Below are 15,560 nucleotides of genomic sequence, written 5' to 3'. Positions count from 1 at the left end.
CGGTCCCGCCGCGCCGGAGGTGTCCGACCGCATCGGCGGCCGGCTGCTGGCGATGTCGCTCGTGCTGGTGCTGGGCACGTTCATGGCGTCGCTGGACTCGACGATCGTCAATGTCGGGTTGCCGGTGCTGAGTGTCGAGTTCGGCGCGAGTGTGACCGAGGTGCAGTGGGCGAGCACCGCGTATCTGCTCGCCGTGGTCGCGGCGGCGCCCACATCGGGGTGGCTGGCGGAACGGTTCGGTGCGCGCCGCGTGTGGCTGGCCGCGGTGGCGGTGTTCCTGGTCGGGTCGCTGGCGTGCGCGCTGGCGTGGTCGACCGCGTCGCTGGCGGCGTTCCGCGTGCTGCAGGGCCTCGGCGGCGGGTTGCTGCCCCCGACGGGGCAGGCGCTGCTGGCGCGCGTGGCCGGCAAGAGCCGCACCGGCCGGATCATGAGCATCGTCGGTGTGGTGCCGATGCTGGCGCCCGTGCTCGGCCCGCTGGCAGGCGGCACGCTGCTGGAGGTGGCGGACTGGCCGTGGCTGTTCCTCGTGAACCTCCCGGTCGGTCTGGTCGCGATGCTGCTGGCCGCGTGGCTGGTGCCGCACGTGCCCGCCGCGGACCGGGCGTCGCGGTTCGATCTGCGCGGGGCCATGCTGCTCTCGCCGGGACTGGCCGCGGTGCTGTTCGGCCTCACCGACATCGGTTCCGCCGGCCGCAACACCCCGATCGCCGTGACGGCGTTGGTCGCCGGTGCGGCGCTGCTGGCCGCATTCCTGGCGCACGCGCTCCGCGCGGACCGGGTGCCCCTGGTGGATCCCCGGTTGTTCCGTACCCCGCCGTTGGGCGCCGCGGTGCTGGCACTGTTCGTGGCTGCGGCGTCGGTGTTCGGCACGATGTTCCTGCTGCCGATGTACCTGCAGTCGGGGCGCGGACTGTCGGCATGGGACGCGGGGCTGATGCTCGCCCCGCAGGGCGCCGGTGCGGTACTGGGGTCGCTGCTGGTGGTCAAGCCGCTGATCGACCGGGTGGCGCCGCGCACCATCGTGGTGACCGGGTTCGCCCTGATCATCGCGGCGACGGTGCCGCTGACCCAGCTCGCCGCCCTCTCCGACGGCTGGCTGGTCGCAGCGCTGCTCGTCCGCGGTCTCGGCACCAGCATGATCGCCTCACCCGTGATGACGATCGTCTACACGGGAGTCGACCCCGAATGGCTGCCACGGGCGTCGAGTGTGCTGAGTCTCGTCAACTACGTCGGCGGGGCGATCGGCACCGCGGGGCTGGCGGTGTTGCTGGAGCTGCGGCTCACCGCGACGGGCGATGTCGCCGCGTCGTTCAGCGAGGCGTTCTGGTGCGTGCTGGGGCTGTGCGTGCTGGCCCTCGCCGGTGCGCTCCGACTACCCAAGACGGCGCCGTCCCGCTAACCGCCCGGTTCGACGGCCCGAGTGGCGCATCGGTGGGGCTGCGCGTGTAACACGGGCCCCAGGAAACACCGGCGCGTGCTGGCGTCGATGAGGAGTGGTGGCCGGGCTACGGGCGGGAGCAGCACACGGCCCCCGGAGGCCGCAACACGGCCCCTGGAGAACGCAACACGGGCCCTGGAATCCGCACACGGGCCCGGAATCACCGTCGCGCGGTAGCGGGCCGATGAGAGGGCGGTGGCCGGGCGAGGAGTGGGAGCGACACCGCGGGTGGGGTCAGCGGAGGGTGGCACCGCCGTCGACGTAGAGCTCCTGCATGGTCACCTGCCGGGCCCGGTCCGAGGCGAGGTAGAGGACGGCGTCGGCGACGTCCTCCGGATCGGCGATGCGCCGCAGCGGAATGCCGACCCGGTAGTTCTCCGGATCGCCCTTGAGTACGGGATCCGGGCCGCGGCCGTCGTACTCCCACATCGCGCGCTGCATGGGAGTGTCGGTCGACCCTGGGCAGACGACATTGCAGCGGATGCCGTGGTCGGCGAGCTCGAGGCCCAGCGACTTGGTGAACATCGTCGTGGCCGCTTTCGACGCGGCGTACGCCGCCATGCCCCGTCGCGGCACGCCACCTGCGTTCGACGACACCGTGACGATGCAGCCGCGTTCCCGTTCGATCATCCGCGCGCTCACGGCCCGCGACACGTGGAACACGCCCGTGGTGTTGACCCCGAACGTGAGCTCCCAGTCCTCGTCCGAATAGGACGCGACGGGTCCCTTGACGAGGACGCCCGCGACGTTGGCCAGCACGTCGATGGCGCCGACGGTCTCCTCGGCCTTCGCCACGGTGTCGTCGACCTGTGCCGAGTCGGTCACGTCGCAGGGCAGTCCCGTGATCCCGGGTTCGCCCGCGTAGGTCTCGACGACACCGGGGGAGCGATCGGTGGCGACCACGGTGGCACCCGCGTCCCGCAGCGCCCTGGCCACTGCGGCGCCGATACCCTGCGCCGCACCCGTGACGAAGGCGACCTTGCCGGCGAATTCCTGCTGATCCACGGAGCTCCTTCGAACGGCCGGGCTCGCACGAGCCGTTGGCGGGGACGCGTGCGACATTACCCCGGCACACCGCCGATGCGCTGTTGACGAGACCACAGCTCGGCACCGGGCCTGCTCGAAGACGTGCCCTACACCGCGTTGCCGGTCCCGGACACGCGAAATCCCCGGGGTGGTCCGGCCACCCCGGGGATTTCGCGGCTACGCGGTATCGAGCGCCGCTGTTGTATGGAGCTCCGCGGTTGTACTGAGCTCCGCTATTGTATTGAGCTCCGCTATGCGAGCTCGGTCTCAGGCGCCCAGGATCGACGGGATGGCGCCGGCCCAGGCGGAGCTGACCAGGCCTGCGGCACCGGCGCCGAAGTGAGCACCGGACTCGTTCCAGGCGTTGACGTAGTCGGCGCCGGTCGGGTTGGACGGAACCTCGGGAACGTCGACCGTGCCGGCGGATGCGACACCCGCGGTGGCGGTCAGGGCGCCCAGAGCGATGGCGGTAGCGGCAGTGGTACGGGCCAGGGTCTTACGCAATTTCCAGTCTCCCTAGGAATCGGGGTGCTTGAGTTGTCGGGTCGTCGGGCTGTCGTCGACCCGGCTCCAAGATCATCGAACCGATTCGTCGCAGGTCGCAAGGGTAGCCATGCGATCGAGACATGGGGGAACATGAACGAGTGACACGTTGTCACACACGGTTTTCACTGCTCCCACTGCTGGTGTCCCACTGTCGAATGAAGACAGTTCAGAGTGGAATGTTGTTCATGTTCGAAGGTCGGCCTGTCCGCGCGGGAGTGGTGTCCAGTGTGTCCACATTGGCTGAGTCGGGCAGCCCCTGAACGGGTGACCACCGTAGCCGCCCTCGGGCCGTCTCCGGTGGCGAGGTCCACTCCGGACTTCGACGCGGGGCGTCGGTCAGCGGTTCCAGAGGTCGACGACACTGACACCGGCCTCGCCGAGCAGCCGGCGGGTCAACGGCAGGCTGATGCCGATGACGCTGGACGGATCGCCGTCGATGCCCTCCACGAACCAGCCACCGAGTGCGTCGAGCGTGAACGCCCCCGCGACCTGCAGCGGCTCACCGGTGGCGATGTAGGCGTCGAGCTCGTGCTGGGCGGGCTCGGCGAACCGCACCGTGGTGGTGCACGTGCCGCTCGCCTCGGCCGTGACCGTGCCGCCCGAGAGGCGCAGCACCGAGTGCCCGGTCAGCAGCTCACCCGTGCCGCCCGCCATGTCCGTCCAACGTTTGCGCGCGACCTCGGCCGTGTGCGGCTTGCCGACCAGGGCGTCGCCGATCGACAGCATCGAGTCGCAGCCCACCACGACGGCGTCCCCGCCGGCCACATCGCCGTCGGAGCCTCCGCGGGCGTCGAGGTCGGCGGCCACCGCGCGGGCCTTGGCCGCGGCCAAGGCCGTCACCGTCTCGGCGGGCGTCGGATCGGTGAGTTCCGCCATCACGGCGTCCTCGTCGACCCCGGAGACGATCACGTCGGGCTCGACCCCTGCGGCGCGCAGCACGGCGAGACGGGCGGGCGAGGCGGAGGCGAGAACGAAGCGCACGGGACCCAGATTACGAGGAGGCCGCCGCCGGTCGCCGGGTGGCCGCCGGCGACGGTGCCGCCGTGAGCCGTGAGCCGTGAGCCGTGAGCCGTGAGCCGTCGGTCGAGCCGTCACCTGTCAGCTGTCGAGCAGGGCGCCGTGGGTGCCGCTGATGTGCTCGGTGAGCGTGCTGCGGAAGCCGGCCGCGTCCCCTCCTTCGAGCAGGCCGCAGAGGCGGTCGTGCTCGGCGAGGATCTCTTGCCGCCGGTCCGGTACGCGGCGCAGTGCCGACGTGGCCATGCGCACCTGCCGGTCGTGCAGTCCGGAGTAGAAGTGCGAGATCAGGCCGTTTCCGGCCGCGTCGACGAGCGTCGCGTGGAACTCGCGGTCCAGCGCCGAGAATCGGGCCCGGTCGTCCGGCATGTCGAGCTCGCGCTGCCGGTCGAGCACGGTCCGCATGCGGGCGGCGACCTCGGCGGCGTCGCCGCGGTCGATCACGCGCTCCGCGGCGTGGCTCTCCAGCAGGATGCGCGCCTCGGTGACCTCGTCCACCTCGTTCGGCGACACGGGGACGACGAGGGCGCCGCGCTTCGGATACAGCCGCAGCAGTCCTTCGACCTCGAGTCGCAGGAACGCTTCGCGCACCGGCGTGCGGGACAGGTTCAGCGCCGTCGCGGCGTCTCCCTCACTGAGCAGTTCGCCACCGGGCAGCCGGCCGTCGAGGATGCGCTCCTTCACCCAGTCGTACACCCGCTCGCCCGCCGGGCGCGGCGGTGACGGTTCGTCGGGACGTCGCGGGTCCGGTTCCCCGCCGGTCGCGGGCGAGTCGGTGGCCGGTGCGGGCGGGTGTGACCGGTCGCTCGTTGACATGTTCCGCAGTCTAGTCGGATCGTTGAGTGCAACATAGATACAAGTTATGTACGTGTGATGTTCATGCGCTCGGGACTGTCGAACGAGGGGATGGGTGTGCGCTTACTCGGGTCGCGTCCCGCTGTGACGCCGCACAGGAAAACGCTGCAGAGGAAAACACCGCAGAAGAGTGCGTCGGTGCGGGCCGCGGCGGGGCGGGCCGCGTCGGGCGTCGCGGCATCGGGCGTCGCGGTGCCGCGGGAGGCACCCGCGTCGCGGGCGGGATCGCCGGGTGCGTTCGTGCCGTGGGCGATGTGGGCGCTCGGCGCGCTCTGCTACCTGACGGCGATGTTCCACCGGATGAGCCTGTCGGTCGCGGGGCTGACCGCGCAGGAGCGGTTCGACATCGACGCGACCGGCCTCGCCGCGTTCTCGGTGGTGCAGCTGACGCTGTACGCGCTCCTGCAGGTGCCCGTCGGCATCGGCAACGACCGGTACGGACCGCGGGCCCTGTTGCTCGGCGGCACCGCGCTGATGGCTGCGGGGTCGGTGGTGTTCGCCCTGGCGACGGCGTATCCCGCGGCGATGGCGGGCCGCGCGCTGATCGGCGCGGGGGACGCGTGCATGTTCGTCAGCGTCCTGCGGATCACGCGCAACTGGTTCCCGGGCCACCGCTACGCGTTCGTCTCCGCCCTCACCGGCATGATCGGCGGGCTCGGCCAGATCATCGCGACCTCGCCACTGGCTTCGCTGCTCGATGCGGAGGGCTGGACGGGGGCGTTCCTCATCGCCAGTGTCGTCACGGTCGTCGTGCTGACCGCGACAGCCGTCGCCCTGCGGGAATCACCGCAGCCCCGCGTCGTCCCTGACACCGCAGCGCCGGCCGGCGGAAGCCCGGGCAGTGCGGCGCCGGAGGGTACGGCGGCTCCCGCATCCGAGCGGTTGCGGGACACGTTGCGCCTGACCTGGCGTTCACCCGGGGTGCGGCACGCACTGCTGACCCACTTCGTCCTGATGGGCTCGTTCGTCTCGTTCACGGCGGTGCTCGGCCAGCCGTACCTCGTCGCCGTGCACGGCCTGTCCGGTGGTGCCGCGGCCGGGCTGGTCATGGCCGTCGTGCTCGGATTCGTCGTGAGCAGCACGGCCGCGGGACGGCTGGCGTCGCACCGGCCGCACGTGCGCGGCCGCCTCGTGCTCGGTGCAGGTGCGCTCGCCGTCGCCGGGGCAGTGGCGCTCGTGGCCCTGCCTGCGGGAGCGACGGCCGCGACGTTGCTGCCACCGCTGATCGCACTCGGCGTCGGTGGGGGCGTCAGCATGCTGGCCTTCGACCTGGCGCGCTCGGCCAGCCCGGAACACCGTGCGGGCGTGGCCAGTGGGCTCGCCAACATGGGCGGGTTCACGTTCGCGGTCGTGTCGCAGCTCGGGGCCGGCCTGGCGATCGACGGGCTGCTCGCCGCGGGCGCGGGCCAGGCGGCGGCCCACCGCTACGCGTTCGCGATCCCGCTGGCGATGGCCGCCGTCGGGGTGGTCGGGATGGTGCGGCTGCGGCGGTTCGCCGGGGCAGCGGGGACCGATACGCCGGCGGTCCGGGAACCGGACCCGGACCTGGTACCCCTCCCTCTCGGTGGCGTCGCGGCCGCTCCGGTCGAGCGGCGTCACGACCAGAAGGTCAACGCGCCGGCTGGCGAGAACCGGACGGTGTGATCGGCCGCGGCTGCCGATGCCCGCGCGCCGCCGTACGCCGTCCGGGGTGCGCCGACGTGGGTTCCGCCGGCCGAGGTCAGCGGCGCAGTGCCGACGCGCGCCACGCCCCCGGTCCGGGGGTCAGCGGCGCGCGCACGAGCGCGGCCCGGTCAGCCCACCGGGACCGCGGCGATGCGCCGTCGTCCCCGCCGCCGTCGCCGGCCGCCAGGCCCGCCACCACCGCGGTCAGCGCGGCGAGCTCGGCGTCGTCCGGCTCCCCGCGCACGACCCGCAGCAGCGGCCGATCGTTGCCGGAACCGTCGGTCTCGACGTCTGCCGACGCCGTCTCGGGAGTCTCGTCGGAGGCGCTCACAGCGGAATGTTCCCGTGCTTCTTCGGGGGCAGGTTCTCGCGCTTCTCCCGCAGCATCCGCAACGCGCGCGTGACGTGCCCGCGCGTGTGCGCGGGCGGGATGACCGCGTCGACGTACCCGCGCTCGGCGGCCACGTACGGGTTGCACAGCGTGTCCTCGTACTCCTGGATGAGCTCGGCCCGCAGCTGCTCGACGTCCTCGCCGCTCTCGCCCGCGGCGGCGAGCCGCTTGCGGTGCACGATGTTGGCCGCGCCCTGCGCGCCCATGACGGCGATCTGCGCGGACGGCCACGCGATGTTGATGTCGGCGCCGAGATGCTTGGAGCCCATGACGTCGTACGCACCGCCGTAGGCCTTCCGCGTGATCACCGTGACCAGCGGAACCGTCGCCTCGGCGTAGGCGTAGAGCAGCTTCGCGCCGTGGCGGATGATGCCGTTCCACTCCTGGTCGGTGCCCGGCAGGAAGCCCGGCACGTCGACGAACGTCAGCACCGGCACGTTGAACGCGTCGCAGGTGCGCACGAACCGTGCCGCCTTGTCGGAGGCGTCGATGTCGAGGCAGCCCGCGAACTGCGTCGGCTGGTTGGCCACGATCCCGACGGCCTGGCCCTCGACCCGGCCGAAGCCGGTGATCACGTTCGGTGCGAACAGTTCCTGCACCTCGAGGAACTCGCCGTCGTCCAGCACCCGGCTCACGACCTCGTGCATGTCGTACGGCTGGTTCGGCGAGTCCGGGATCAGCGTGTCGAGTTCCCGGTCGCCGTCGGTGACGTCGTCGGCGATCGCGCCGCCGGTCGGTTCCGGTGCGTCGAACACCGGCGGGTCGGCCAGGTTGTTCGAGGGCAGGAAGCTGAGCAGCTCCTTGACGTAGGAGACCGCGTCGTCCTCGTCGGAGGCCAGGTAGTGGGCGTTGCCGGACTTCGCGTTGTGCGTGCGCCCGCCCCCGAGGTCCTCGAACGTGACCTCCTCGCCGGTGACCGTCTTGATGACGTCGGGGCCCGTGATGAACATGTGCGAGGTCTCGTCGACCATCACGACGAAGTCCGTCAGCGCGGGGGAGTAGACGTGCCCGCCCGCGTTGGTGCCCATGATCAGCGAGATCTGCGGGACGACACCGGAGGCGTGGGTGTTGCGGCGGAAGATCTCGGCGTACAGGCCCAGCGAGACGACACCCTCCTGGATGCGCGCGCCACCGCCCTCGTTGATGCCGATGATCGGCCGGCCGGTCTTCATCGCCAGGTCCATGACCTTGGTGATCTTCTCGCCGTAGACCTCGCCGAGCGCGCCGCCGAGCACCGTGACGTCCTGGCTGAAGACGCACACCTCGCGGCCGTCGATCGTGCCGTAGCCGGTGACGACGCCGTCGCCGTACGGGCGGCTGGCCTCGAGTCCGAAGTTCGTGGAGCGGTGCCGCGCGAGCGCATCCAGCTCGACGAAGGAACCCGGGTCGAGCAGCATGTCCACGCGCTCACGCGCCGTCTTCTTGCCCTTGGCGTGCTGGCGTTCGACGGCGCGCTCCGACCCGGCGTGCACGGCCTCGTCGTAACGCAGATACAGGTCGGCGAGTTTGCCTGCCGTGGTGTGGATGTCCGGTTCTGTGTTCGGTGCGTCAGGCGCGTCCCCGACCGGCTCCGTTGCGCTGCTCATGACACGCGAGCTTAATCATGGCGTCGGGGGCTCTGGTGTGGCGTGGGCTACGTCCCCGGTGCCTGTCCTACGTGGGTGTTACGTGCTCCGGCGTCCCGGCGGCGTCGCGGGTGGGTGGCCGGTACGACGACGTCGTGGCCGCGCTCGACGCCGCCGACCCGTATGGGACGTGACCGGCCCACGGGCACCGGAGTTAGGGTTCCGCGCGTGCCGAATCGCATCGATGGAGCCCGCCTGCGCGGTGAACTGGCCGCGCCGGTGGGGCCGTACGCGCAGGTCGACGTCGTCGCCAGTACCGGGTCGACGAACGCCGACCTGCGGCAGGCCGTGGTCGACGGCGCACCGGACCGGACCGCGCTCGTCGCGGCCGAGCAGACCGCCGGGGTCGGCAGGCGGGGCCGGACATGGGCGTCGCCGGGTTCCGGGGTGTACGTCAGTGTGCTGCTACGGCCGACGGGCGTGCCGATCGCGGGCGTGGGGTCGCTGTCGATCATCGCGGGGCTGGCCGTGCTCGACGTGGGCGACGCACTCGGGGCACGGGTCGCGCTCAAGTGGCCCAACGACGTCCTCGCCGCCGATGCTTCCGGCAAGTGCGCGGGGATCCTGTCGGAGGCGGCCTCGTCGGACGAGCTGGCCGTGGTGCTGGGCATCGGCCTCAACGTCACGCGCGTGCGCGCGGACGTGGCCACGCCCGCGGGTGCGCTGTCTCCGGTGTCGTTGGCCGAGCTCGGCGCGGCCACCAGCGATCGCACCGACGTGGCGATGATGGTGCTCGCGGCGCTGCACGAACGGGAGGTCGCGTGGCGCGAGGCGGCTGGCGACCTCGTCGACGCCGGCATGCTCGACGAGTACCGGCAGCGCTGTCTCACGCTCGGCCAGGAGGTCAAGATCGTCACCGGTGGCGGCAACGTGGTCGGCGACGCCGTCGACGTCGAATCCACCGGCGCACTGGTCGTCGAACTCCCCGGTGGCACACGGCGGAGTGTTTTCGCCGGAGATGTCGTGCATCTCCGTCCGACCGATGGGTGAAACACGCTACGGAGCGGTACTGTTGCCCGCAGAAATGATGACCGCGTTTCGGGGAGTGGCCAGCGGTGGCGTATCCACAAAGCCTGCTCAGTGAGGGCGAGAGCGTCGTCGTCCACAAGCATCCGCACTTCAAGATGCTCATCTGGCCGGTGCTGATCCTGGTGATCACGCTGGCCGTGGGGATCTGGCTGGCGTTCGTCGTCGCGCCGGGTTTCGATGCGCCGTGGGACATCGTCACGCAGATCGCCGTCGGCGCCGTCGCGCTGATCCTGCTGATCTGGCAGGTCTTCGCGCCGTTCGTGCGGTGGCGCACCACCCACTTCATCGTGACCACCGACCGCGTCATCGCCCGCGAAGGCGTCGTCAAGCGCACCGGTATCGACATCCCGATGGCGCGCATCAACAGCGTGCGGTTCGAGCACGGCCTGCTCGACCGCGTCTTCGCCTGCGGCACGCTGATCATCGAATCGGCGTCGGAGGAGCCGCTCACCTTCGACGACATCCCGAGCGTCGAGAAGGTGCACACCTACATCTACCGCCAGGTCAACGAGAACCCGTACGACGACTTCGACTACGACCCGTCGGGGCACGCGCCGACGGTCCAGCAGCAGCCGCCCCAGCCGCCGTATCAGCCGGGGCAGCCGCCCCAGCCCGGCCCGCAGCAGAGGTGACGCGCGTGGGTGTGCGAGAACTGGGGCTGCCCGAACGCCTCACCCGTCACGACGACCTGCCTTCCCGGGTGACGATCTGGGAGGTCGGCCCTCGTGACGGCCTGCAGAACGAGGCGGACACGGTGCCCGTCGACGTCAAGCTCGAGTTCCTGGACCGGCTCGCCGGCGCGGGCCTGACGACCCTGGAGGCGACCAGCTTCGTCCACCCGAAATGGGTGCCGCAGCTCGCCGACGCCGAGGAGCTGCTCTCCCGGCTCGACCGCAGGGACGGTGTGCGCTACCCGGTGCTGGTCCCCAACGCGCGCGGCCTCGACCGTGCCGTCGACGCGGGGATCGCCGACGCGGCGGTGTTCGCCAGCGCCACGGAGTCGTTCGCCCGGCGGAACCTCAACTCCACCTTCGACGACCAGTTCGCCATGTTCGAACCGGTCGTGGCGCGTGCCCGCGACGAGGGCATGGCCGTGCGCGGATACCTGTCGATGTGCTTCGGCGACCCGTGGGAAGGCGTCGTCGACCCTGGCCGGGTCGTCGCGGCGGGCAAGCGCCTGCTCGACGCCGGGTGCTGGCAGCTGTCCCTCGGCGACACCATCGGCGTCGCCACGCCAGGACAGGTCGACCGGCTGGTCGACGCGTTCGCCGCAGCGGGCGTCGGCGTCGACGCGCTCGCCGTCCACTTCCACGACACCTACGGGCAGGCGCTGTCGAACACGCTCGCCGCGTTGCGCCGCGGCGTGGCCACGGTCGACTCGTCCGCGGGCGGCCTGGGCGGCTGCCCCTATGCTGAGTCGGCCACCGGGAACCTCGCCACGGAGGACCTCGTGTGGATGCTCGACGGGCTCGGGGTGCAGCACGGCGCCGATCTCGACGCGCTGGTCGCCACGAGCACGTGGATGGCCGAGCAACTGGGCAGGCCGAGCCCGTCACGGGTCGTGCGCGCCCTCGCCGGCTAGCGCGGGCATCCTTTCCGGGGGCGCCGGGAACCGCGGGCCGGGCCGCCGCGTCCGAACTCCAGCCGGGCTGCATGCGGCCGCACTGAACGACGTCGGGAGAGCGCCGTGACCGACCATCGCGACGAGGTGGAGCAGTTGCTCGCCGAGTACCGGCGGAGCCGGGAACAGCTGGCGGACGTGCAGCAGCAGCTCACGGCCATCAGCGAATCCGCCAGCAGCGACGACGGCCTCGTCACCGCGACCGTCGGTGGGCGCGGCGTACTGACGGGCCTGACGATCGCCGACGCCGCCTACGAGCGTTACCGGCCCGCCGAGCTCGCCGCCCAGATCGTCCGCCTCACGGGCGCGGCGACGGCGAAGGCGTTCACCGGTGCGAGCGAGGCGCTGGCTCCGGCGCTGCCGCAGGACACGGACCCGCAGGCGCTGCTGCTCGGCACGGCCGACCTGACGGCCGACGAGATCACCCCGTCCGGGGAGAACAGCGCCCCGACCGCGGACGACTTCGACGACGACGAGAGCTTCGAAGACGCCAACTGGATCGACGACTCCGAATGGCAGCGATCACGATGAGCGGTCCCGGTCACCACGGTTTCGAGGCCGACGCCGAGCGGCTCGGTGAGCGCGCGGCGGAGTTCGACGGGCTCACCCGGCGCGCGGAGGAGATCGCGCGGACGTTGCGTGAGGCCGTCGCGTCGTCGCCGTGGGGCGACGACGAGGTCGGGCGGGCGTTCGACGGACGGCATCGCACGCCCGCCGACGAGACGGCCGGGGTCCTCGACGGACTGTCCGGCGGACTGACAGAGATGGGCAGCGCGTTGTCGCGGGCGGCCGAGGCCTACACGGCGGGTGACGAGGCGGCGCAGCAGTCGATCACCGACGCCGGGCGCGAAGGGTAGGCCCGCGACATGGGGATCGAACTGCCCGCGGAACTCGCCGACATCGCCGCCGAGACCGGTGTCGCGTGGCCCCAGGCCGACGAGGACGCGATGCGTGAGCAGGCGCGGTCGTGGCGGCAGGCCGCGGGCGAGCTGCAAGGGCTCGCCGGCGATGCGGACACGGTCGCGGGCCAGGCACTCGGCGCGATGAGCGGGGAGGCGGGCGACGCCGCGCGCCGGACGTGGTCGGGGTTCGTCGATCCCGAACGCGGCAGTCTCAGCCAGGCCGCGCAGGGCGCGGGCGACGCCGCCGACCGGCTCGACCGCGCCGCCGAGCAGGTCGGCCGCACGAAGGTCGAACTCGTGCGCAAGCTGCGCGACGCCGCGGTGGCGCGCGACGCAGCGGGTACGGCCGCCGATGCGGGCCACCCGGCCGCACTCGCGGGCATCGACACGGTCGTTCAGGGCACCGCAGCCAACATGCGGGCCATCACCGGCGGGCTCGCCGACACGGTCGGCGTCGACGGCGCGGGCCCGGGCGTGGCACCCGATGTGGTCAACGACCGCCCCGGTGCCGCCGGTGGTTCCGGTTCGGGCGGTGGTGGCGGTCTGCTCGGGGCGCTCGGCCTGCCCGACGTGGCGGACACGGCCGCCGCTCCCGGCGACACCGTGTTCGAGGACGCATCGGGCCTGTTCGGCTCCGACCGGGACGAGGGGCAGCCGCTCGGCCAGGGCAGTCCGCCCGTCGGGGAGGGGCTGCCGGTCGGGCCCGGCTCGTCGCATCAGCAGGGTCCGCTGGGGCCGGTCGACGACGTGCTCGGCCAGGCACCCGGGATCGGATCGGGTGGAGCGCTCGCCGACGCCTCGGACGTGCTGGGCGACGATGCCTCCCCGCACGGTCCCGGCGGCGTACTCGGTGGCGGTGGCGGCGCAGGGACGGCCCAGCCCGGCCGTGACCTGCTGGACGGCGTGGAGGAACTGCTCGGCGGGCCGGACGCGGGCGAACACCCCGGTCAGGGCCCCGCCGGCGGACCCGGTGGCCAGGGCGTGCCCGGTTTCCCCGGCGGTCCGGGGTTCCCGGGTGGACCCGGTGGTCCGGGTGACGCGGGCACACCGCCGTTCGGTCTGGGACAGGGCCACTCCGACGGTCCCGGCGTCCAGCCGGCGCCGCCGTTCGCCGGTGGTGACCGCGGTACGGGCCCGATCGTGCTGCCGGACGCACCGACTCCGCCGGGAGGCATTCCCGTCGGTTCCGCGTGGGGGCCGCCCGCACCGGGTGGCGACGCGCCGACGCCGCCGACCGGCACGAACCTGTCCGGCTTCAGCGGACCGCCCGCGGGTGGCGCACCTCCGCCGCAGCCGGGCGCCGTTCCACCGTCGATCGGCGGGCAGCCCGGCGGGTTCGGTCCGCAGCCGGCACCGCCACCGGCCGCCGGTCCCATGGCGGGTGGCGGCCCCGTGCCCGGTCCGGTCGCCGGTGGCGGCGCTGCAGCGGGCGGACCGGTGCCACCCGCGGCGGGCCAGCCGGGTGGCGCGGCCCCGTACAGGCAGCACGGCCAGGGCCAGAATCCGTACGGCAGGCCGCAGCCGGGCCAGCCGTATCAGGGGCAGCAGCCGCAGGGACAGCAGCCACAGGGACAGCAGCCACAGGGACAGAGCCCGTACGGCAGGCCGCCCGGGGGACAGCAGTACCCACCGCAGGCACCGGCGGGTCAGCCGCCGCAGCTGCGGAACGCACCACCGGGGCCGGGCGCCGGGCCCTACGCTGCCGCGCCGGGCGCACCGCAGCAGTACGCAGCGCCGCAGCAGTACGCACCGCAACCGGCCGCGCCGCCACACCAGGCGCCGGCACCGCCGCCACAGCAGGCTCCGCAACAGCAGGCTCCGGCGTTGGGCTCGCCGCGGCAGGAGCGGGAGAGCGTCGTCGCGCTGTTCCTGGTGCACATGTTCCCGATCGGACACCTGCCGGTCGCCTCCGACCGTCCCGCGCGGCAGCTGCCCGCGCCCGAGCCGGACCCCGCTGTTCCCGCCGTGGCACGGTTCGAACCGCACGACCATCCGAACTCGGACATCATCGAGCCGGACCAGGCCCTCGAACTGCTACGGCAGGGAGCCCGGCAACCTGCGCCGCCGCCCGTGTCCGTGCTGCCGTGCCCGCCACCCGGTGTCCGCGACGGCTACGATCCGCTCGGCGGGATGCACGAGCGCGAATGGGACGCCCGGTTCCTGGCTCCCGAAGCAGCCGCCGGTGAGGCCGCCGCTGTTGGTGAGACCGACGCCGGTGGTGTCGCCGACGGCGATGCCGGGGCCGCGGCTGCGGCGGGGTTCGACGGTCCGGCAGGGGACGGTCGCGGCCCTGCCGACGGCGATCCGGCCGGTGACGACGCGACGTCCGGCGCCGCGACCTCCGAGGGTGCGACCTCCGAGGGTGAGGCGACGTCCGAGGGTGAAGCGACGTCTGAGGGTGAGGCGACGTCCGAGGGTGAGGCGACCGGGGACGACGACGGTTCCGCCGGTGACAACCGGGCTGTCGGCGCTCCGGCCGGTGACGCGGTACCTGCGTACGTGTGGCCACCCGCCGACGAATTCCCCGAAGGCTGCTCCGCCGAGGGAGAGCCGGAACTGCTCGCGGCCGGCACGATGCTGGACCGGTTCGGCACCGCTCACGGGCGAGTGTTCGCCGCCGCAGGCACCCCGTTCGAGCAGCGCTCGCAGCCGCCGTCCGATCTGGACGCGGGCTACCGGCGCTACCGCGTGCTGCGGGAGGTGCCGATGTGGCGCGGCGTGTCGGCCCCCTGGTTCGGACAACCCGGTGGCGGCGCGCGGTATCGGGCCGTCTGCAATGCCGCCGAACTCGTGACTCTCGGATACCTGGCCGACGCGACGTTCGAAGCCGTCGACTCCACCCCTGCCGTCCCGGACGGGGATACCCCGGCGGTAGCCGACGGCCTGGCCGCTCCGGACGCGACAGTCACCGCCACATCGGACACCGAGGATTTTCGGGACACATCGGACGGTGGTGCCACCGTCAGCGCCGTACTCGACGGCCGCGACAGTGACAGCGACAGCCCGGCCAGCGACAGCCCGGCCAGCGACAGCTCGGACAGCGCTGCCGGCACCGACGGCCGCGACAGCCCCGACACCGACACCGACACCGACGGCCACGGCGGTGCGGCCGCCGAGCGTGCAGGCAGGAACCCGAGGGAGGACGCGCCGTGAACACCGAGTCGATCATGCGCTGGCTCGAGTCCGTCGGCGTGCCGCCCGAGGTGGTGTCGCTGGGCACCGAGGTCGACAACGCCTGGTGTGTGTTGCGGGAAGAGGACGTCGACGACGCGGGCGGGGTCGCGTGGGAGGTGTTCTGGAGCGAGCGGGGCAACCGTTACGACTGGGCGAGGTTCACCAACGAACAGGTCGCCTGCTACTACCTCTTCGGCAGGCTGACCTGGGCGCAGGTCGCCAGGGGAGCGGTCGGCGTGCTGCCCTGAACCCTCCCGCGTGTCCTGCACTCAGA

The 15,560-nt window shown here is 72.5% G+C and carries 15 protein-coding genes; 9 read left to right on the top strand and 6 right to left on the bottom strand.

The genetic code is table 11. The features are described 5' to 3' along the window. Positions 1-52 precede the first annotated feature (52 nt). A complete protein-coding gene (locus FB384_RS04250) occupies positions 53-1,399 on the top strand; it encodes a DHA2 family efflux MFS transporter permease subunit (RefSeq protein ID WP_183784952.1) in 1,347 nt (448 codons plus the stop codon). Positions 1,400-1,672: 273 nt separating this feature from the next. Here the strand turns inward: FB384_RS04250 and FB384_RS04245 are convergent, their stop codons facing one another. The 4 genes from FB384_RS04245 to FB384_RS04230 all read right to left on the bottom strand — a co-directional run bounded on the left by FB384_RS04245 (position 1,673) and on the right by FB384_RS04230 (position 4,840). Continuing rightward, positions 1,673-2,443, bottom strand: coding sequence for a 2,3-dihydro-2,3-dihydroxybenzoate dehydrogenase (locus tag FB384_RS04245; protein WP_323985117.1), 771 nt, complete (start codon positions 2,441-2,443; stop codon positions 1,673-1,675). A 288-nt stretch (positions 2,444-2,731) separates the two neighbouring features. Next, positions 2,732-2,968 (bottom strand): hypothetical protein, encoded by a 237-nt coding sequence (locus FB384_RS04240; RefSeq protein WP_183779322.1) that lies wholly within the window; start codon positions 2,966-2,968, stop codon positions 2,732-2,734. 378 nt (positions 2,969-3,346) lie between these two features. Beyond that, a complete protein-coding gene (locus tag FB384_RS04235; protein WP_183779320.1) occupies positions 3,347-3,991 on the bottom strand; it encodes a Maf family protein in 645 nt (214 codons plus the stop codon). Between the two features lie 117 nt (positions 3,992-4,108). Then, entirely contained in the window at positions 4,109-4,840 is a 732-nt protein-coding gene (locus FB384_RS04230) for a GntR family transcriptional regulator (protein WP_183779318.1), read from the bottom strand. Positions 4,841-5,017: 177 nt separating this feature from the next. Between FB384_RS04230 and FB384_RS04225 the strand changes: the two genes are divergently transcribed. After that, complete coding sequence (locus FB384_RS04225; RefSeq protein WP_323985116.1) at positions 5,018-6,523, top strand: MFS transporter; 1,506 nt, start codon at positions 5,018-5,020, stop codon at positions 6,521-6,523. 76 nt (positions 6,524-6,599) lie between these two features. Here FB384_RS04225 and FB384_RS04220 read toward each other — a convergent pair whose 3' ends face one another. Both FB384_RS04220 and FB384_RS04215 read right to left on the bottom strand, forming a co-directional pair. After that, a complete protein-coding gene (locus tag FB384_RS04220; RefSeq protein ID WP_183779316.1) occupies positions 6,600-6,875 on the bottom strand; it encodes an acyl-CoA carboxylase subunit epsilon in 276 nt (91 codons plus the stop codon). Further along, the gene (locus tag FB384_RS04215; protein WP_183779313.1) at positions 6,872-8,521 is read right to left on the bottom strand and encodes an acyl-CoA carboxylase subunit beta; all 1,650 of its coding nucleotides are present in this window, start codon (positions 8,519-8,521) and stop codon (positions 6,872-6,874) included. Before FB384_RS04215 ends, FB384_RS04220 begins: the two co-directional genes overlap by 4 nt. Positions 8,522-8,683: 162 nt before the next feature. Between FB384_RS04215 and FB384_RS04210 the strand changes: the two genes are divergently transcribed. From FB384_RS04210 to FB384_RS04180, 7 genes are all read left to right on the top strand, one after another. Then, positions 8,684-9,550 carry a biotin--[acetyl-CoA-carboxylase] ligase gene (locus FB384_RS04210; RefSeq protein ID WP_183784948.1) on the top strand — a complete coding sequence of 289 codons (867 nt, stop codon included), beginning with the start codon at positions 8,684-8,686 and terminating at the stop codon, positions 9,548-9,550. A 65-nt stretch (positions 9,551-9,615) separates the two neighbouring features. Next, entirely contained in the window at positions 9,616-10,221 is a 606-nt protein-coding gene (locus tag FB384_RS04205; RefSeq protein WP_183779311.1) for a PH domain-containing protein, read from the top strand. 5 nt (positions 10,222-10,226) lie between these two features. Continuing rightward, the gene (locus FB384_RS04200; RefSeq protein ID WP_183779309.1) at positions 10,227-11,171 is read left to right on the top strand and encodes a hydroxymethylglutaryl-CoA lyase; all 945 of its coding nucleotides are present in this window, start codon (positions 10,227-10,229) and stop codon (positions 11,169-11,171) included. 105 nt (positions 11,172-11,276) lie between these two features. Next, a complete protein-coding gene (locus tag FB384_RS04195; RefSeq protein ID WP_183779307.1) occupies positions 11,277-11,741 on the top strand; it encodes a YbaB/EbfC family nucleoid-associated protein in 465 nt (154 codons plus the stop codon). Next, the gene (locus FB384_RS04190) at positions 11,723-12,067 is read left to right on the top strand and encodes a hypothetical protein (protein ID WP_183779305.1); all 345 of its coding nucleotides are present in this window, start codon (positions 11,723-11,725) and stop codon (positions 12,065-12,067) included. Before FB384_RS04195 ends, FB384_RS04190 begins: the two co-directional genes overlap by 19 nt. Positions 12,068-12,076: 9 nt before the next feature. Beyond that, the gene (locus FB384_RS26715) at positions 12,077-15,265 is read left to right on the top strand and encodes a TNT domain-containing protein (RefSeq protein WP_228725959.1); all 3,189 of its coding nucleotides are present in this window, start codon (positions 12,077-12,079) and stop codon (positions 15,263-15,265) included. Next, positions 15,262-15,534, top strand: a complete 273-nt coding sequence (locus tag FB384_RS04180) for a hypothetical protein (RefSeq protein ID WP_183779303.1) — start codon at positions 15,262-15,264, stop codon at positions 15,532-15,534. The genes FB384_RS26715 and FB384_RS04180 overlap by 4 nt, the downstream gene beginning before the upstream one ends. Positions 15,535-15,560 lie beyond the last annotated feature (26 nt).

Source organism: Prauserella sediminis, assembly GCF_014195435.1.
GTDB classification, from domain to species: Bacteria; Actinomycetota; Actinomycetes; order Mycobacteriales; family Pseudonocardiaceae; genus Prauserella; species Prauserella salsuginis.
Note: the sequence above shows the minus strand (reverse complement) of the source record. Positions and strands in the feature narration are given on the sequence as shown.

Coding starts and splice junctions, on each gene's coding strand:
- FB384_RS04250 (WP_183784952.1), top strand. CDS start 53: ATGTCGCTCGTGCTGGTGCTGGGCACGTTCATGGCGTCGCTGGACTCG.
- FB384_RS04230 (WP_183779318.1), bottom strand. CDS start 4,840: ATGTCAACGAGCGACCGGTCACACCCGCCCGCACCGGCCACCGACTCG.
- FB384_RS04215 (WP_183779313.1), bottom strand. CDS start 8,521: ATGAGCAGCGCAACGGAGCCGGTCGGGGACGCGCCTGACGCACCGAAC.
- FB384_RS04210 (WP_183784948.1), top strand. CDS start 8,684: ATGGGACGTGACCGGCCCACGGGCACCGGAGTTAGGGTTCCGCGCGTG.
- FB384_RS04190 (WP_183779305.1), top strand. CDS start 11,723: ATGGCAGCGATCACGATGAGCGGTCCCGGTCACCACGGTTTCGAGGCC.
- FB384_RS26715 (WP_228725959.1), top strand. CDS start 12,077: ATGGGGATCGAACTGCCCGCGGAACTCGCCGACATCGCCGCCGAGACC.